The organism is Empedobacter sp. EJD.6dd (genome assembly GCF_057369435.1).
The window spans coordinates 2619356-2638868 of sequence record NZ_CM170667.1; the positions used below are offsets into that span (position 1 = coordinate 2619356).

Genomic DNA, 19513 nt, shown 5'->3' on the forward strand with positions numbered 1-19513 from the left:
TTGTAACAAAATGAAAAAAAATATTTTAGTATTATCATTATTAGCTTGCGCATTAAGTTTTACATCTTGTAGTGATGATGATATCAACCAAAAACCATACGATGCTATCGAAGTTTCAGATTACTATAAAACAGAATCTGACTTTACAAATGCTTTAAATGGAGTTTATAAAGGATTTGCACAATCAGGTTATTATGCAGGATTAAGCAATGCAAGTGATATTGTTTCTGTAGGAGATATCTTAGCAGATAACTTAATTTTAGATCCTAATGGTCGTCGTGCTGGTCAAAGAGCGCATACTTGGGCTTACAATTCAAACTCTGTTCCAACAGATTTATATTCTACATCATACAATATTGTTTCAAGAGCTAATATTATTTTAGCGAATGCAGATAATTTACAAGATGGAGAATTCAAAAATAATGTAATCGCTCAAGCAAAAGCAGTTCGTGCATTAGCTCATTTTGAAGTTGCTCGTACATATGCGGAAATCCCAACACAATCAGCAGATGCTCCAAGCTCTGTAGGTATTGCTTATGTTGATGTTTACAATCCACAAGCTGCACCACAACGTGATGCTACAATTTCTGTAACTTACGATAAAATTATTGCTGATTTAGAAGCTGCAATTCCAAGTTTAAATGCAAATGACGAATCGTCTGTAATGAACAAGTATGCTGCACAAGCTTTATTAGGAAAAGTATATTTATACAAAGGAGATTACAAAAAAGCAATCGAATTTACACAACCAGTTGTTGATGCAGTTGCTCCAGCAGCAGCAGCACAATTAGCAGGTTTATGGACTTCTAAAAATAGCGATGGTGTTTTGTTTGAAATTCCTTTCGTAAACTCTAGTGATCCTACAATTGGAACAAACTATAGTCAAGGTGCAACAAACGATAATATCGTAATTGAATATGCTGTTGACAAAGATTTTTATGCATTATATAATACTGCAACAGAATCAGAACGTGTAAACGCATATTTTAAAATATTTAATCCAAAAAATCACGACAATCAAGCAGTTATCGCTGTTAATAAATATATTACAGGAACTGTGAAATTAGGATTAAATAATGGTCGTTATTCTCGTGTAGAAGAAGCAATCTTAAATTTAGCAGAAGCTCAATATTTATCAGGTGATACTGCGTCAGCATTAACAACACTTAATAAATTAAGAGATGCACGTTATACTTCTTATACAGGAGGAGAAACAGGAGCTGCTATTTTTGACGCAATTCAATTAGAGCGTCGTAAAGAATTAGCTTTCGAAAACGGAGATCGTTGGTTTACTTTAAAACGTTTACAAGGAGTAGCTGGAATTTCTTCAGTTTATACAAAAGGTATTCAACGTAAAGGAAACGGATACTTAGCAGATGGTACAGGAACTGCTTCTTCAGAATTAACATTAAAAGCTGGAGATTACAAATGGCAATTACCAATTCCACAATCTGTTTTGAATCTTAATAAAAACATGACTCAAACACCAGGATATTAATCAAGGAATTTATAACATATTAAAAAATAAGAATGGCTGTCTTTTTAGATGGCCATTTTTTTATTATCATTATTTTAAATACAATATATATTAACAAGAGATTATGTATTAAATAATATTTAAAATAATAAGAAAGAATGTTATTAATATAGGTTGTGATTTGAATAAAAAATGCTTATATTTTTAGTTAATAAACTATTTATTTAAATACTTGATAAACTAAAAATATTTCTAACTTTTTGGAAATCTTAAAAAAAAGTTAGAGTTTTGTAAAAATGTTATAAAAAATAAACTATGAGGAGAAGATTAACATCTTTGGGCGTTTTAGCTTTCCTAGGATTAGGAACAATGGCTTTTGCTCAAGTTACGGGTGTAGTTAACGATGGAAACAATTTCCCTGAGTCAGACGTAGAAGTAACTGTAAAAGGTACTGATAAAGTTGCGTACACTGATGAAAATGGAAATTTTAACATTGATGCTAAAGTAGGTGATACATTAGTTATCAACGGAAAAGAATTTAAAGTTACTTCTAACAACTTAGGTAATTTAAAATTTACTGATGAAACTAAAGAATTAGGTGAAGTTGTTGTAGTAGGTTTTGGACAAGTAAAATCTATAAAAGAAGTTACTGGTGCTACAAGTACAATGACATCTAAAGATATTGAAGACTTACCTGTTGCTTCTGTTGATAAGATGCTACAAGGACGTGTTTCAGGGGTACAAACAGGTAATGCGTCTGGGCAACCAGGAGGTATGGCTAGTGTGCGTGTACGTGGAATTTCTTCAATTAACGGTAGTACAAATCCAATTTGGATTGTTGATGGAGTTCGTGTAGCAAGTGGAGATTTGACTAGAAATAACACGACTGGTAATATCTTAGCAAGTATGAACCCTGATGATATTGAAAGTGTAACAGTATTAAAAGATGCCGTTTCAACAGCTGTATATGGTGCAGATGCTGGTGCAGGTGTAATTATTGTTACAACAAAATCAGGAAGAAAAGGAGCTGCTAAATTCAACTTCTCATCGTCTATCGGTTGGAATGATCGCGCAGTTGATACGTATAGAGGATTTACTGCTGATGAATATAAAGAATATTTAGCAGTAGGAGTTATGAATAGATATCAAGCAGCTAATCCTGGAATGTTTGATAATTTAGCACAGGCTTATGAATCATTAGCAGGAGGGGCTTTAGGAGCAAGTGTAGCTAGTGTTTATAAAGCTACAGCTGATACAAATTGGCAAGAAGAAACACAAAGAAAAGGTTTTCAACAAAATGTTGATTTTAATGTGTCTGGAGCAAATGATAAATTATCATATTATGCTTCTGCTAACTACTTTAAGCAAGAGTCTGTAATTAAAAATTCAGATTACAAACGTTTAGCATTTACAAATAAAATTTCTTATCAAGCGACAGATAAATTGAAATTATCTACAGACATTCAAATGTCTTATAGTAATTTAAAATCTTTGCCAGATGGAGGTGGTTTTGCAAATCCAATTTTATCTCAATATTTTAATAGACCAACAGATCCTGTAAGAAACGAAGATGGTTCTTATTATTGGAATCCTTCAACTGGTCGCTTATCAAATAGCCAGTTTAATCCAGCTGCTTTGTTAGATTTAAATTATAGTAAAGCTCAGACGGCAAGGATTTTCGCTAACTTTAAAGCAGAATATGATATTTGGAAAAATATTAAATATACTTTAGTATTTGCACCAGAATATATTAATATTGAAGAGGATAAATACTATAGTCCATTACATGGAGATGGTTTCACAAGAAATGGGATGAGTAATGCTTATGTAAGTAGATATTTTAATTTCAATGTACAAAATATTGTAAGTTGGAATCAAAAATACGATTTACATAATGTAGGTGTATCGTTAATACAAGAAGCATATAAAGCAGATTCTAAGTTTTTAAATGCAAGTGCTCAAAATGTAGGGTCTCCTAATCTAGAAACCTTAACAAACTTTGTTGTTCCATTAGGATACGGTGGTGTTAGAGGGGTATCTTCTCGTTGGGGATATGCAGCAACAGCTCATTATGATTATGACAAATTAATTTTAGTTGATGCTTCTTATCGTCGTGATATTTTATCACAGTTTATGCCTGGTCAAAAAGCTGGAGATTTCTGGTCTGCGGGAGTTGGAGTGGATTTAGCAAGAATAGGTGGACTTAGAAATAGTAGTGCATTATCTATGATGAAATTAAGAGCATCATATGGTAAAATTGGTAACCAAGTTTCTGCGAACCCTTATGCTTTATATTCATTTAACTCTAATTATAATGACGCTGCGGGAGCAAATTATTCAGGAGTTTTTAATCCAAACTTATCATGGGAAACTGTTAATCCATTTAACGTAGGTATTGATTTTGGATTCTTAAATGATCGTATCAAATTTTCTGCAGAATATTTTAACAAGAAAACAAAAGACTTAATTTCTAGTATTCCAATTTCTGGATCTCAAGGTATGACATCTTACGTTGATAATATTGGAGAATTAGTAAATGAAGGGTTTGAATTCTCATTAAATGCTGATATCATAAGAGGTGATCGTAATCAATTTAATTGGAATTTAGGATTTAACTTATCTACATTAAATAACGAAATCACAGAACTTTATGGTGGAGAAGTTAAAACTTCTACAACTATAATGAGAGAAGGAGAAGGAGTTCGTACATTCTACTTGAGAAAATGGGCAGGAGTTGATCCTACTAATGGAGATCCATTGTGGTATATCAACGGAAAAGACGGTGCAACAACTAACAATTATAACGATGCTGTACAAGAAGTACAAGGGTCTTTCTTAAGTAATGTATTTGGAGGTCTTAATACAACATTAGCTTATGCTGGATTCTCATTAGACTTACAATTTACATATGGATTTGGAGGTAAAATTTATGATGATTGGGCTTCTTATACTTTTAGTGATGGGCAATATACTGCAAATTATCCGGGGTATGGAAATGTAATGGGTGATTATTGGACTCCAGAAAATACAACTGCTTCTAATCCAAAACCTATTTATGGAGGAAATAAACGATCAAATGCTGCTTCAACTCGTTTTTTATATGACGCAGATTATATTCGTTTAAGTAATGCAAGACTAGCTTACACATTTGACTCTAAAATGTTACAAGGTACAGGTTTAGGATCTGTTCAAATGTATGTGATGGCAAATAATGCTTGGACACATAATTTTGATGATAGATTGAAGTTTGATCCAGAAACTAACATTGCTGGATATACAAATTTAAGTTTACCAGTATTGAAAACATTTTTATTAGGTGTTAACGTTAGTTTCTAAAAAAAAATTAAAATGAAAAAAAGATTATTAAGTATAGCATTTATAACAGCATCGATATTATCATTTAATATATCATGTAGTGATGATTTTGTTGAAAGAGAATTTCATCAAGAAGTAGAGCAAGCTCCTTTAAAAAGTTTACAAGAAGTACAAGCTTTTGTAAGAGGAGCATATGTGTCAATGAGAGCAAATACATATTATGGTGCAGACTTTTTAGCGTACGGAGAGGTTAGGTCAGATAATATGTATAGTAACTTATCAGGAGGTTATTACCAAAATATACAAAACTATACAATGTTATCAACTGACGCTTATGCTTCAGGAACATGGAATCAAATTTATGCAATGGTTGCTAAAACAAATATTGTAATTAATACTGATGTAGCAACATTATCTGGTTCAGATTTAGATCGTTCAAGAGCAACGTTTTCTCAGGGACAAGCATATGGTTTAAGAGCAATTGGTTTCTTTGATTTATTAAGACTTTATGGTCAAAAATATATTGGAGGTGATTTAGGAGTAGTTATACCTACTAAATTTGATCCAAAAGCTAAAATGGCACGTGCTACAATAGCTGAAACAGAAGCTCAAATTGATGCTGACTTTACAAAAGCATTACAATTAATGACAGCTAATACTGCTCCTACAGGATTAACTAAAACAGATTTAGGTATTCCAGCTTTAAAAGCATTAATGTCAAGGTTTTATTTGTATAAAGGTGACTATGCTAAAGTGAGAACATTAACTAATGAATTGGATGCAGCAGGTTTCGCTACTCCTATTTCTTCTGGGTTATTGAAAGAGTCATTTAACTATACATTAAATGGGGCAGCATCTAACTCTATTTTTGAATTATCAGTTGGACAAGTAGCTTCTTTAGGAACTACATCTTATGGATATAGATTAAACCCTAATGGATATGCAAATATTCAACTTAAAACGGGTGTTGTAGCTTCTTTATTCTCATCGACTGATATAAGAAAATCATTAATCAATGCAAATGGTTTTCTTACAGGAAAATACACAAATATTTCTGGGAATGATAACATCAAAATGGTTAGAAATGAAGAGGTATTATTGAATGGAGTTGAGGCTGAGCTAAATGGAGGTAGTGTAGCAAAAGCATTAACTTATTACAATACTTTAATTACTCAACGTGGTTTGACAGCTGTTTCTACAGTTACTATGGACGATCTTAAAAAAGAACGTGCACGTGAATTAATGGGTGAAGGACAAAGACAATGGGATTTATTAAGATGGGGAGATAAATCTTATGTTCCTACAACAGTAAATGCAAATCATGTTGCTTTCCCAATTCCTAGAGCAGAGATTAATATTGACGGAACGTTAATTAAACAAAATCCAGGATACGAATTATAAGATTAAATTCATATCATAATTACAAAACCTCGAAGCTTGCTTCGAGGTTTTTTTATGTTTTACAATTATTTTTTTTATTTAATAAACTCCCACGCTCTAATTTCAGCCCAAGAGAGTATATTATTCTTTAAAGGAAATCCACAATGTCCGCCATATTTAGGCATTTCGAAGGTACAGAATTTATGTTTTTTGAAGCGTTTGATAGGATAACAATCATCACCTAAAAAAGGGTCATTAGCTGCATTTACAATCAAACATGGTGTTGTGATATAATCTAAAACTGTTGCAGGAGAAGCTTTGTGGTAATAATCTTCTTTGGAAGAATAGTAATGTAAAGCTGCTGTAAAATACTCATCTACTTCATCAAAGGTTTTGATTTTATCAATCATTTCTTCGTTTAATTTTCCTGGAAACTGTTTTGCTTTTGACTTAAATTTTGGAACAAGTGTTCGTTTGAAATTTTTAAAATAAACAGTATTCGGAAACTTTTTCAAAGTATCAGCACAAGATTTTAGAGAAATTGGAGCAGAAAAAACAACAGCAGATTTTATCTTGTTCGAAACTTCATAACCTCCAAGATAATTCAAAACCAAAGCTCCACCCATCGAATAACCAATCAAATAAATCTCTTGGTAATTTTCTGCTAATGCTTTTTCAACCACGCTATGTACATCATCTATCGATCCATGATGATACAAACGCAAAGTGTTATTCATTTCTCCACCACAACTTCTGTGATTCCAAGCTAAAATATTGAAACCTTTTTCATAAAAGAAATCAGAACACGAATTTAGATATGTTCGTTTCGAATCACCTTCTAATCCATGAAAAAGTATAATAAGTTTTTCTTTATTTTCTTGAAAACGCCAATCCAAATTTAAAAAATCACCATCATCAGTTGCGATTTTTTCTCGAGTATAATTCGGAACGGGATATTTTTTGAACTTCGCAGGATAAATAGTAGAATAGTGAGAATTTCGATTTAGTAAATTAGGTTTTGGATAGCTCGAATGTTCTATATAAGGCATTTTTAATAGATTTTGACATCAATTAAAAAATCTTTTTTGATTTCTTCGTTGATGTTTGCAATAATTTTTGATTTTCCCATCATCAATTCTTGACGCATTGCAGGCGAATTAATTTTAATATACAAAACACGTTGTCTAACTTCAACACGATCTGTATATTTTTCGAAAAATTTTCCCATAACAGTTCTCCAAGCTTCTTCAGCTTTCACTTCCCAAATCAATTCTTCTTTTCCATTTTGTTTAATGAAATGCTCCAAAGCTTGACCAAGCGTTTGCTGATTACTTCGTTTTTCATACTTTTTCATAAACGGAAAACTTTACTTTCAGAATTAATTTGTTTGATGATTTGTTCTGTTCTTTCGGGATGCGTATCAGTGATAAAGATTTGTCCAAAACGTTCTTCGTTTACTAATTTAATTAATTGCGTTACACGATGTTCGTCCAATTTATCAAAAATATCATCTAATAACAATAATGGTGTAATGTTTAATGAATTTTTTATCACTTCTAATTGAGCTAATTTCAAAGCAATTAAATACGATTTTTGCTGTCCTTGCGAACCAAATTTTTTGATCGGATAGTTGCTAATCGTGAACAACAAATCATCTTTATGTATTCCAGCTGTTGAATATTGTGCCGAACGATCTTTGTATAAAGCATCTTTCAAAACCGTTTCAAAAGGCGCATCGTTTAGTTGAGAAATATATTCGATATTTACTTTTTCTCGACCTTCCGAAATTTCGTTGTAATATTTTAAGAAAGCTTCTAAAAAAGTTTGGATAAATTCTTTTCGAATTTCGTGTATTTTTTTACCTAAATGAATTAATTCTTCATCATACATTTCTAATGATGAAGCATCAAATGTATTATTGGCAACAAAATATTTTAGTAATGCATTTCGTTGAACTAAAACTTTATTGTATCGCATCAAATCTGCTAAATATTGCTTGTTTGATTGAGAAATAATATTATCCAAAAATTTGCGTCGAACTTCGCTTCCTTCCTTGATTAAATCACTATCATAAGGTGAAATCATTACCAATGGATATTGTCCAATATGATCAGAAATACGGTCATATGATTTAGAATTTCGTTTTAATTGTTTGGGTTGACCAGAACGAACCAAACAGAAAATAACATCATCTGCCTCGTTTTTATCAAAAGTTCCTTCTAACGTAAAAAAATCGCAATCAAACTGAATGTTCATCCCGTCTGAATGGTTAAGATATGATTTACTTAAAGCCAAATAATGAATAGCGTCTAACACATTGGTTTTTCCCTTTCCATTTTGTCCCACAAATGCATTAATCTTTGAAGAAAATTCGAAATTATTTTCATCAAAATTTTTGAATTGTCGCGCTTTAAGTTCTTTTAAATACATCAAGCAAAATTACGATAATTTCTAATCTTTAGAAGCATCAATTAAAATCGCTAATTGAATACATGGTTCATTCGAGCGATTGCTCCATGCATGATTTGTACCACGCTGAATAACAATATCTCCAGGTTTTAGTAACGTTTCGCCTTCATCCATAATCAAATGTAATTCGCCGGAAAGAATAATAATATAATCTAATGTGTCAGTTTGATGCATCAAAGGATGTGGTTGACCTTTTACTTCTTCTATTCCCAAATCTTTATCTGGTGGAATGCTAACATATCTAAAATAAGTTCCATTTTTAGGCGTATTTGGAAAAATAGTATTTGGAATTTGAATTTCATCTTCCAAGTTTGCAGGAGTTTGTTGTGTGCTCCAAATATCAGAAATATACAAATCTTTTAAATGTTCTTGTACGTTTGTAACGGTTTGATCTTCTATAATGACAGATTTATTGTTTCTAATTCCTGTTACAATTCTTCTTGGTATTTTATTCATTTGAGGTAGTTTAATCATAAATTTAGTAGCTTTTGAAATGATTTTATGTTAATTAAAAATTAATCTTATAATTTCTTGAACGATTTATACTGTTTTTATCATGATATCAATGATTTATTATTAAAATGTCGAGTTAAAAATCAAAATGATGTATTTTTGCATCTTTAAAAGCAAGATTTAGAAAAATGGCAATTCAAAAACCATCGATTCCAAAAGGAACAAGAGATTTCTCTCCTTTAGAAGTGAATCGTCGTCAATATATTATCAACACGATCAAAAAACACTTCGTGTTATTCGGATTTTCTCCAATCGAAACACCTTCTTTCGAGAATTTATCAACCTTAACAGGGAAATATGGTGAAGAAGGAGACCGATTAATTTTCAAGATTTTAGATTCTGGGGATTATATGAAGTTTGCTAAAGATGTCAAAGATGCAAGCAATAAAATTAATAAAATATTAGTAGAGACAGGATTTTTAAAAGAAGATTCTGAAGGAAATAAAAGTTTTTCTTTATTAAAATTAGATGATACAATTAAATATATTAATAAAGAATTTCCAGAAATTACAAAGATTTTACATGTAAAAGATATATTAGATTATATATTTCAAATGGCTGAAGAAAGAACTAAGAACTCTTCAGCGCCAGTTGATGTTAAAGATATTATTCTTGAGAAATTAGTTTTAGATAGTAAAACGTTTACTTCAAAAATTTCAGAAAAAGCGTTACGTTATGATTTAACGGTGCCTTTTGCTCGTTACGTTGTGCAGCATCAAAACGATATTACGTTTCCATTCAAACGTTACCAAATTCAACCAGTTTGGCGTGCAGATCGTCCTCAAAAAGGTCGTTTCAGAGAATTTTTTCAGTGTGATGCCGATGTTGTAGGTTCAGATTCATTGTTACAAGAAGTAGATTTTGTACAATTGTATGATTCGGTTTTTACAGAATTGAAAACGCCTGTTGAAATTCATATCAATAATAGAAAAATCTTATCTGGTTTAGCAGAAGTGGCAGATATTTCGGCTCAATTGATTGATTTTACAGTTGCTTTAGACAAATTAGATAAAATTGGTGAAGAAGCGGTAAAAGAAGAAATGCGTGGAAAAGGTATTTCTGATAGTGCTATTGAAATTTTATCACCTTTATTCTCGATGAATGGAGATTATAAAGCACAATTCGCACAATTAAAAGATATTTTGAAAACGTCTGAAACTGGGCTGAAAGGAATCGAAGAATTAGAATTTGTTTTTGAAAATACAGAAAGTATTGGTTTACAATCTGCTGAATTGGTTTTAAACTTAACTTTGGCACGTGGTTTAGATTATTACACGGGTGCAATTTTCGAAGTGAAAGCAAAAATTGGAGAGTTTTCATCATCTATCGGTGGCGGTGGACGCTACGATGATTTGACTGGAATTTTTGGTTTAAAAGATATTTCTGGTGTCGGAATTTCGTTCGGGTTAGATCGTACGTATTTGGTTTTAGAAGAAAATAATTTATTCCCAGCTTTAGAAGATTCTACGAATATTCAGGCATTGTTCATTAATTTTGGTAAAACAGAAGCTACTGTTGCAATGAAATTGGTGAAACAATTACGTCAAAGTGGAATCAATACAGAAGTTTATCCAGATGATGCGAAGATGAAAAAGCAAATGGGATATGCTGACAAAAAAGGAATTAAGAAAGTGATTCTTTTAGGCGAAAAAGAAATTGCTGAGCAAAAAGCGACAGTAAAAGATATGATTTCTGGTGAACAAACAGAAGTTGCTTTTGTTGATTTAGCGAATGCACTTTTTTCTTAAAAGTTCTATATATTTGCAAACTATTTAATTAAGAATATAAAATGAGTTTATTAACAGTTGGTACAGTTGCCTTTGATAAATTGGAATCTCCATTTGGAAAAACAGATAAAATCTTAGGTGGTGCCGCTACATATATCGGAATGGCTTCTTCTCTTTTGGGAGTAGATACAGCTATTGTTTCAGTTGTAGGAGGAGATTTTCCTCAAGAGTATATTGATTTATTACGTTCAAAAGGAATCAATTTAGATGGAATGGAAATCGTAAAAGAAGGAAAAACATTCTTTTGGGAAGGAAAATACCACAACGATTTGAATACACGTGATACGTTAGCTACAGAGTTGAATGTATTAGAAACGTTCAATCCAGTTGTTCCTCAAACTTACAAATCTCCAGACGTATTGATGTTAGGAAACTTACATCCATTGGTACAAAAAGGAGTTTTAACGCAGTTAGATCAACGTCCAGGTTTAGTAGTTTTAGATACAATGAACTTCTGGATGGATTGTGCTTGGAACGAATTAATGGATGTCATCAAAGATGTTGATGTTATTTCTATTAATGACGAAGAAGCACGTCAAATGTCAGGTGAATATAGCTTAGTAAAAGCAGCTAAAAAAATTATGACATTTGGACCTAAAACTGTTATCATCAAAAAAGGTGAGCACGGAGCATTATTATTCCAAGGAGAGCAAGTTTTCTTTGCACCAGCTTTACCATTAGAAGATGTTTTCGATCCAACAGGAGCAGGAGATACATTTGCCGGAGGATTTTCTGGATACTTAGCAAAAACAAACGATTTTTCTTTTGATAATATGAAACGTGCAATCGTTTATGGTTCTGCTTTAGCGTCTGTAACATGTGAAAAATTCGGAACTGAATCTTTAGAAGCTTTAGACAGAGAAGGATTAATTGACAGATTAAGAAAATTCCACGAATTAATGGATTTTTCAATCAACTTATAAGAATCAATTTCTTTAAAATATTTTAAGTCTTGCATTTGCAAGGCTTTTTTTATGGTTTAATTTTTGAGTAAATTGAGTTTATAAAACATAGAGATGAAAAACAAAATTATACACTTGCTAATCTTAGCTTTTTCTTCTTTACTTTCTGGAATAATGATTTCGAAAATGTCATTAATCGGAAAGATTGGAATTACCATTATTTATAATGAATACACTATTTTGAAGTCGTGGTGGAAAACAGCACTTTTATTATTTGCGATTCAGACAATTATTTTTGTCGTATTATCTATTTGGAATGCTAAAACAACCAAACGATTTAAACAATTATTGTTACCATTTATCTTCTTTTTTGTAGGGATTTTTGGGTTGATTTATACGTATCATGATTTCACAGAAACATCTCATCGATTACTAAAGAAAACCTTTCATATTGGGTTCTATATCTTTTGGTTAACCTGGTTTGGGAATTGTATTTTCTTTATGATGAAAAAGAATCAAAAATTAGAGGAAATTCCATCAGAAACAGAAGTGTATTAAAATAAAAAAGCTCATCAAAATTTGATGAGCTTTTGCTTTTGTGACCGAGACAGGATTCAAACCTGTAACCTCTTGAGCCGTAATCAAGTGCGCTATTCAGTTGCGCCACTCGGCCATTCCTGATAAGAAACTATTGTTCTTATTTTGGACTGCAAATATAAAGACTATTTTTGAATCTCCAAATTATTTTTACAAAAAAATTATCCTCTATTTCTATCACTAATTAACATCATCATAAAACTGAGTACGAAAAGAGAATCATCTTGTGAAGATTGATATTGATTTAATTTAAACTTTCGTCCAAAGAAAGAAGGTTCTTTAGAAACTTCCATAAATTCGGTACCATTCAAATCTGTCAAAACATATTTCGGATTAAAAATATATCCAGTAAAAAAACTTACAACAGGAATTTCACCAACCATTCCGTCCATCATTCTGACCATTCCGCTGCGTTCTTTTATTGTAAATACATGATTGTCATTCGCGTCATAAATATGAAAAGTAGCTGTCCAAAAAGATTTGAATGTTTTTCGTCGAGCTTTTCCAATTATATTTCCGTTTGCATCTGTAATGGTAAAAGTTTGTTGGAAATCGATTAATTTATTCGAACGTAACTGAAATAATTCTTCTTTTTTAGATGAATCTCGGTAAACTTTGATTGCATCTCGCCAAGAAAACATTTTTTCTCTTACATAAAAAATAGATTGTCCATTAGCATCAGAAACAGTAAAATCATTTGATAATGTTGCGATATTAAATTTAATATCTAAAGGAAATTTTAGGTTGTTTAAATTCATTTTATAGATTAATTATTTCGCTAAAATAGAATTTATTTCATAAAAAAAGGTTCAGAATTTCTGAACCTTTAATATATTTTACAAATATTCTTTTACTTCATTCAAATGAGTAATCGTTGGAACATCATCCATCGAAAAGTTTTCGTCTAAGCGATCAAAGAAAATTGCTGACATTCCGAATGCTTTTGCACCAACTGCGTCTGCAATCCAATCGTCGCCAATATAAATAGATTCGTCTTTTTTAGCGCCAGATTTTTCCATAGCTAAAGAGAAAATACGAGGATCTGGTTTCAAGATTTTAATTTCATCAGCATAAGTTACTGTATCAAAATAACCATTTAGATCAGAAGTTTCTATTTTACGTTTCGATACTTCGATAAAGCCGTTTGTAATGATATGTAACGTGTAATTTGGTTTCAAATAATCCAATAATTCCATCGCACCATCTACCACTTCATTATAATTGGTAATTGTTTCCATGTATTCTTCTTCGAAAATCTTTGCTAAAGCATCATTATCGATTCCTAATTTATCAAAAGCATCTTTAAAACGTCTTGCTCTTAATTCTTCTTTTGTTATTTTTTTGTCACGAATTAATGCCCAAAGTCCTTCGTTACTATCGTGATAAAATGGGTGAAACTCATCAAATGTGAAACCATAACGGTTTTCGACATCGTATTTTATATAAAGTTCTTTTAAAGCGAATTTTGCATTTTTTCTGAAATCCCAAAGTGTATTGTCAAGGTCGAAAAAAACGTGTTTTATTGTGTTCATAAATGCAAAGCTAAGGATTTTATGTAGATTTGCTGATGAAGAAAATATCAATTGAAAACGAAGTTAGAAAAATTTAAAACGAAGAATGCTAAAGGCGTTTTGTCTTTGCTTGCAGGGAACACGATTGCGCAAGCGATAATGTTTGGAGGCGGAATAATTTTAGCAAGATTGTATGGCCCTGACTCTTCTGGAACATATAATGCATTTTTGAGTTTTGTGGCAATTCTTTCTATTTTTACAACATTTCGTTTGGAGAATATATTCGTAATCTCGAAATCTACAAAAGCGATTCGAAATTTATTCACTGTTTTATTATTAGTTAGTAGCATTGTAACGATTTTGTTCTTTTTAGGCTACGCTATTTTAGAAGAAATTTTCACATTCAAAACCTCGTTATTTATTGTGTTCTTAAGTTGCGTTGCTGGATTGTTTACAGCTTGGAATAATGTGCAAACTTCATTATTTACGAAGTATAAATTTTTCAAAAGTATCTCAACAGGTGTCGTGATTAACGCGATTTTTTCAGTTATTTTTCAAGCTATTTTTTACTGGATGGGTTATAGAGAAACAGGTTTGATTTACGGAACTATTTTCGGGACAGTTTTATCTTGTGTATTTTATTTTTCGATTACGAAAGGACGATTTTCTTCGGTTGATTTTGGTTTAGCAAAGCGAACAATTTCTAAAAATAAAGAGATTATAAAGTATACGTTACCGTCAGAATCTTTGAATGCAATTGCAAATAATCTAATGACAATTTTGTTGTTGTTTTATTTTACGAAAGAGGATGCAGGTTTTTATGGAAATGCGTCTAAAGTTTTGGTTGTTCCTTTGGTTTTGCTTTCCAATTCCATGTCGAAAGTTTTCTTTCAGAAATCTGCTGGAATGATTGAACATCGTGCGCATCAATTGTATGATTTGTCGAAAAAAGTTATTCTATATAATGTCGGAGCAATCGCTGTTTTTTTGGTGTTGATGAATTCTATTGGAATTTTTATTCTCGAATGGATTCTTGGACCAGAATGGAAAGGTTTACATATCATGACATGGATACTTTCTTTTTGGATTTTATGTCGTTCTGCGATGAATCCTATTCAGCAAATTGTTGTGGTAATTAAGAAAAATCATTACGCTTTTTACTTTAATATTTACCTTGTTTTTATCACATTTATTACCTGTGTAGTTGGTGGATTAAATAAAAACATACTTTTAACGTTATCCCTATATTCTTTCTTTGCAGGATTGGGTTACTTAGTTCAACTTTATTTCGTGATGAAAGAGTTGAAACGTTATAAAAAGTAAGGTGAATGTGTGGGATTTCAGGAATATTTTCTAAACATAATTTTAGCGATTCTTCGATTGTAAATTCATTACAAGCGATAAAACATCGTGGACCAAATAATACCATACACTCAAGTTTTTTTGAAAACAAAATTCACTTCTATTCAAATCAATTATCAGATAAACGTACCCAGTTTGACTTAAGAACATCTAATGGCGTGCAAACCAATAATTGGATCGGTTTTAATCGACTTTCTATTCTCGATTTATCAAATAATGGAATGCAACCATTTTATGATGACGAAGCTAAAGTTTCATTTATGATGAATGGTGAAGTGTACAATTATCGCGAACTTAAAAAAGAATTTTTATCTGACGTTCAATTTATTTCTGATTCAGATTCTGAGGTTGTATTTAATCTATATTTAAAATTAGGAGATGATTTTGTACATCATTTACGTGGCATGTTTGCGATTGTAGTTATAGATTACAACAAAAATGAAGCTAAAGTTTGGCGAGATCGTTTTGGAATAAAGCCTCTATATTATTATTTAAATGATGAAAAATTTGTTTTTTCTTCAGAAATAAAAGGGCTTTTTGCGACAGATATAGTTCCAAAAGAAATTAATTATAAGCATCTTGCTTATACCTATTATTTACATACAAATTATTCTCCGAATACGATTTATCAACATATATTTTCTGTAGAACCTGCTACAAAATTTACTGTTAATCTTAAGACTTTTGAATCTACTAATGAAATTTATTGGCAGTTAGATTATCAAGAAAAAAAACAAAGCATTTCAAACGAAGAGTTTTTAACGGATATTAAAGAAGTTGTCAATTTAGCTTCCGTTGCTGATGTAAAACAAGCTGTTATGTTGAGTGGAGGTATAGATTCGGGATTGTTGGCTTATCAATTTGGGCAAAATAAAACAGAAATTGATGCTTTAACAATATATAATAATCAAGTTGAAGAGCAAAACGAATTAGAATTTGCTAAAAGTAATGCAGAAAATGCGGGTCTTAATTTGTTGGCTTTCGAAATTGAAAATCGAGTTGATTTATCTACAGTTCAAGAATATTGTTTAGCAGAAGAAGAGCCAAATTCTTCGCCAGAACCTGCTTATTTTTTAACTAAAAAAGCAAGAGAGAATAAGTATGTTGTTTTGCACAATGCACTAGGTCTAGATGAATTATTTTATGGTTATAGTTATTTTATTCAGGCTGAAAACATGAATAAAATTCCTTCTTTTTTAAGAAAATATTTAAAGTTTTTTTTGAAAGGAAGTAAGAAAAGAAAATACGAAGAAACAATACAATTTGGTGTAGAAGCTTTACCTTTTATTTCGAGAAGTAATTGTTCCTGGGAAGAAATAAAGGACTTTTTTAAGACAAAAGGAAGTGAAAATTGGGAGCATCCAATTGTAGAAATATTGAAAAGAGTAAAGGAGATAAATCCTAAGTTTGATAATTTACCTTTGTTAAAAAAGTTATCTTATTTAGACTTTTATTACTACATAAGTTCACATCATTCAATTCGTTCTGACATTCCTGCAATGCAAAATAAAATCGAAATGCGTTTTCCTTATTTGGATCATTTATTTGTTCAAAAATATTTTAACTGTGCAGATTTAAATAATGGTTTATCAAAAGAAAAAAATAAGCCATTTTTAAGGAAAAATGTACAAAATATTTTACCAGAAAATGTATTAAACATGCCTAAAAAAGGTTTTTCTATGCCAACAGAATTATGGTTGTCAAGTGTAGAAAACTCTTTTATTTTTTCAGAAAAAGATGATCTTTTTATAAATATTCCGAAGAAATGGTTAAGTAATCCTACACAAAAATGGTTAGTAGTATCAACAAGTTTTTTATTGAAAAATGACAACTAAGAAAAAAAATATCCTTTTTTTATCAAGTTGGTTTCCTTCTAAAAAAAACAATTTTGATGGAGACTTTGTAGAACGTCATGCAAAATCAGTTGCGTTACTGCATAATGTTATAGTTGTTTATGTATCTAATTTAGATGGAATTTCTGATGTTTTTCGTGAAGAGGAAGAAAAAGATAATTTAAAAATCATTCGAGTATATTTTCCTAATAAATCTCGATTACAAAATCAGTATCAAAAATTTAATCTTTATATAAAAGAAATAAATCGATTATCTAAAATAGATTTAATTCATGTAAATGTAACATTTCCAGTAGGGTTTGTAGCTTTATATTTTAAATTAATAAAGAAAATTCCTTACGTGATTACAGAGCATTGGACAGGTTATTTGCCTCAAGATCCTGCTCATATTTCTTTTAATAAATTATATGTAACAAAACAAATCGTTAAAAATGCATCTTTTTTACTTCCTGTTTCTGAAAGTTTAGGAAATGCAATGAAGGTTTTAGGATTAAATTGTAAAACGAAAATAATTAGAAATGTTATTGATTTTGAGTTGTTTAATATTCAAGATTTAAGAGTAGATAAAGTTGTTAAATTTCTACATATTTCAAATTTAGTGTATCAAAAAAATATTGAAGGAATAATTCGTGTTTCGGATAAATTATGGCGAAATGGATATGATTTTGAACTACATATTGGTGGGAATGGAGATTTAACATTTTTAGAAAATTATAGAAAGACAACAGAATTTGCAGATAAACTATTTCTTTTTGATTCATTAACTCAAAATGAAGTTGCTGGAAAAATGAACCAATCAAATGCGTTTGTTTTATTTAGTCGATTTGAAAATCAGCCTTGTGTACAAATAGAATCATTTGCATGTGGATTACCTGTAATCGCTTCGGATGTTGGAGGTATTAATGAAGTTTTTCCGGAAGGTTTTGGAAAAATCATAGAATCTGAAAATGAAGAACAATTGTATATTACTATGAAAGATTTTATAGAAAAAAAGATGCAATTAAAATCACCATCGGAAATCAATGAATATGCAAAAAAACATTTTTCGATGAAAAAAATAGCAGAACAATTTGATGAAATTTATACAGAAGTTTTGAAATGAAAGATTTAATCAGATTCATACAATCATTTTTGCAAAATAATGGCTTTTACGTTTTTTTATCTTTTTTGATAGAAAAATTAGTCATGTTGATTAATATTATTTTTATTGTGAAAATGATTCCGCAAGATGAATTTGGTCGAATAACACTTATTGCTTCAATTGTAGCTTTTATGTCTCCATGGAGTGGTTTTGGCTCTTTACAGGTTCTAATGAAATTTGGTGCAGGAGAAAATGATGAGCAAATAAAACAAGATTTGAGTCGTAAGTTACTGAGGAATGGAATGGTTTATCAATTTTTATTAGCTCTAATTTTTATAGCAGTTGCAAATATTTATACGCTGAAATTTGAGCAATTAGAATGGATTATTTTATTGTTTGCAATACGTCTTTTTGGAATGTTTTTTCAATCTCATTTAACAATCGATTATCGAATAAATGGAAAAAATAAGAAGTTTGCATTTCTCAATATTTTTATCAATTGTATTGGATTGTTACTAACATTTATTTTAACGATTTATTATGGCGCGATTGGTTATATGGTTTCGTTAGCGATTGCTCCATTTTTGAGTTTGTTTTTTTATTCAAAAAATATAATTCAAAAAGCTGTAAATCAGATTACTTCAATGAATTGGAAAGCAATGTGGCGATATGGTAGAATGGAATCGTTAGCTTATTTTGCGTCTGAATTATTATTTTCGATTGATATTGCGATGATTGCATTATTCATGCTTGATAAAGATATTGCTTTATATAAGGTTGCGATTATTCTTCCGATGAATTTATTATTTCTTCCGACCATTTTATTTCAAACGGATTTTCCTCGAATTATTCAGAATTGTCACGATAAAAACTTTTTGAAGTTTTATATTAAAAATTATTACAAAATCTTTATCCCTCTTGGAGTTATCATAGTTTTCGGAAGCTATTTTTTAAAGGATTGGTTGATCAAATTATTCTTTAATCAAACCTATTTATTAGGTGATAAAGTGTTTTTTATTGTAACAATTGCTGTTGTATTAGGAATGCTTTTCAGAATATTATACATTAATTTGAATAGCACAATTGGTAGATCTGATTGGAATGTTAGAGTATCCATACTTTCAATTATAAGTTTAGTAATTTTTGACGCATTTCTAATTCCTTCTTATGGAATTGAAGGAGCAGCTTTTGGCATGTTATTCACCTTTGTGATTTCAGGTTTGTATGCGTGTTATTTGTTTAGAAAGTATTTAAAAAGTATTTAAA

The 19513-nt window shown here is 30.6% G+C and carries 16 protein-coding genes and 1 tRNA gene; 10 read left to right on the plus strand and 7 right to left on the minus strand.

All coding sequences use genetic code 11. From position 1 onward, the window contains the following. The first annotated feature begins 10 nt into the window (after nucleotides 1–10). The 3 genes from AC2I98_RS12335 (at nucleotide 11) to AC2I98_RS12345 (ending at nucleotide 6193) form a co-directional block, all read left to right on the plus strand. Nucleotides 11–1498 carry a RagB/SusD family nutrient uptake outer membrane protein gene (locus AC2I98_RS12335; protein ID WP_486411965.1) on the plus strand — a complete coding sequence of 496 codons (1488 nt, stop codon included), beginning with the start codon at nucleotides 11–13 and terminating at the stop codon, nucleotides 1496–1498. Between the two features lie 294 nt (nucleotides 1499–1792). Beyond that, the gene (locus AC2I98_RS12340; RefSeq protein WP_486411966.1) at nucleotides 1793–4813 is read left to right on the plus strand and encodes a SusC/RagA family TonB-linked outer membrane protein; all 3021 of its coding nucleotides are present in this window, start codon (nucleotides 1793–1795) and stop codon (nucleotides 4811–4813) included. Between the two features lie 12 nt (nucleotides 4814–4825). Continuing rightward, a complete protein-coding gene (locus AC2I98_RS12345) occupies nucleotides 4826–6193 on the plus strand; it encodes a RagB/SusD family nutrient uptake outer membrane protein (RefSeq protein WP_486411967.1) in 1368 nt (455 codons plus the stop codon). Between the two features lie 74 nt (nucleotides 6194–6267). Here the strand turns inward: AC2I98_RS12345 and AC2I98_RS12350 are convergent, their stop codons facing one another. From AC2I98_RS12350 to AC2I98_RS12365, 4 genes are read right to left on the minus strand one after another with little or no spacing between them, the layout of a single operon-like run. Further along, nucleotides 6268–7221 carry a YheT family hydrolase gene (locus AC2I98_RS12350; protein ID WP_486411968.1) on the minus strand — a complete coding sequence of 318 codons (954 nt, stop codon included), beginning with the start codon at nucleotides 7219–7221 and terminating at the stop codon, nucleotides 6268–6270. A 2-nt stretch (nucleotides 7222–7223) separates the two neighbouring features. Next, complete coding sequence (locus tag AC2I98_RS12355) at nucleotides 7224–7526, minus strand: DciA family protein (protein ID WP_486411969.1); 303 nt, start codon at nucleotides 7524–7526, stop codon at nucleotides 7224–7226. Beyond that, a complete protein-coding gene (gene recF, locus AC2I98_RS12360; RefSeq protein ID WP_486411970.1) occupies nucleotides 7523–8602 on the minus strand; it encodes a DNA replication/repair protein RecF in 1080 nt (359 codons plus the stop codon). The genes AC2I98_RS12355 and recF overlap by 4 nt, the downstream gene beginning before the upstream one ends. Before the next feature lie 21 nt (nucleotides 8603–8623). After that, entirely contained in the window at nucleotides 8624–9097 is a 474-nt protein-coding gene (locus tag AC2I98_RS12365) for a cupin domain-containing protein (RefSeq protein ID WP_486411971.1), read from the minus strand. 185 nt (nucleotides 9098–9282) lie between these two features. On the opposite strand from AC2I98_RS12365, the gene hisS reads away from it, so the two are divergent. The 3 genes from hisS to AC2I98_RS12380 all read left to right on the plus strand — a co-directional run bounded on the left by hisS (nucleotide 9283) and on the right by AC2I98_RS12380 (nucleotide 12401). Further along, entirely contained in the window at nucleotides 9283–10902 is a 1620-nt protein-coding gene (gene hisS / locus AC2I98_RS12370) for a histidine--tRNA ligase (RefSeq protein WP_486411972.1), read from the plus strand. A gap of 41 nt (nucleotides 10903–10943) precedes the next feature. Further along, a complete protein-coding gene (locus AC2I98_RS12375; protein ID WP_486411973.1) occupies nucleotides 10944–11864 on the plus strand; it encodes a PfkB family carbohydrate kinase in 921 nt (306 codons plus the stop codon). Between the two features lie 93 nt (nucleotides 11865–11957). After that, nucleotides 11958–12401, plus strand: coding sequence for a hypothetical protein (locus AC2I98_RS12380; protein WP_486411974.1), 444 nt, complete (start codon nucleotides 11958–11960; stop codon nucleotides 12399–12401). Between the two features lie 41 nt (nucleotides 12402–12442). Here AC2I98_RS12380 and AC2I98_RS12385 read toward each other — a convergent pair. From AC2I98_RS12385 to AC2I98_RS12395, 3 genes are all read right to left on the minus strand, one after another. Further along, nucleotides 12443–12516: transfer RNA gene (locus tag AC2I98_RS12385), tRNA-Arg, on the minus strand. Nucleotides 12517–12601: 85 nt separating this feature from the next. Then, nucleotides 12602–13198 (minus strand): LURP-one-related family protein, encoded by a 597-nt coding sequence (locus AC2I98_RS12390; protein WP_486411975.1) that lies wholly within the window; start codon nucleotides 13196–13198, stop codon nucleotides 12602–12604. Nucleotides 13199–13276: 78 nt separating this feature from the next. After that, a complete protein-coding gene (locus AC2I98_RS12395) occupies nucleotides 13277–13972 on the minus strand; it encodes a YjjG family noncanonical pyrimidine nucleotidase (RefSeq protein WP_486411976.1) in 696 nt (231 codons plus the stop codon). Nucleotides 13973–14023: 51 nt separating this feature from the next. On the opposite strand from AC2I98_RS12395, the gene AC2I98_RS12400 reads away from it, so the two are divergent. Genes AC2I98_RS12400 through AC2I98_RS12415 form a run of 4 tightly spaced genes read left to right on the plus strand, consistent with a single transcriptional unit; the run spans nucleotide 14024 to nucleotide 19512 of the window. Then, entirely contained in the window at nucleotides 14024–15274 is a 1251-nt protein-coding gene (locus AC2I98_RS12400) for a lipopolysaccharide biosynthesis protein (protein WP_486411977.1), read from the plus strand. Between the two features lie 5 nt (nucleotides 15275–15279). Further along, a complete protein-coding gene (gene asnB / locus AC2I98_RS12405; protein WP_486411978.1) occupies nucleotides 15280–17148 on the plus strand; it encodes an asparagine synthase (glutamine-hydrolyzing) in 1869 nt (622 codons plus the stop codon). Next, complete coding sequence (locus tag AC2I98_RS12410) at nucleotides 17138–18268, plus strand: glycosyltransferase family 4 protein (RefSeq protein ID WP_486411979.1); 1131 nt, start codon at nucleotides 17138–17140, stop codon at nucleotides 18266–18268. The genes asnB and AC2I98_RS12410 overlap by 11 nt, the downstream gene beginning before the upstream one ends. Continuing rightward, on the plus strand, nucleotides 18265–19512 hold the full coding sequence (locus tag AC2I98_RS12415) for an oligosaccharide flippase family protein (protein WP_486411980.1): 1248 nt from the start codon (nucleotides 18265–18267) through the stop codon (nucleotides 19510–19512). The genes AC2I98_RS12410 and AC2I98_RS12415 overlap by 4 nt, the downstream gene beginning before the upstream one ends. Nucleotide 19513: the final 1 nt, after the last annotated feature.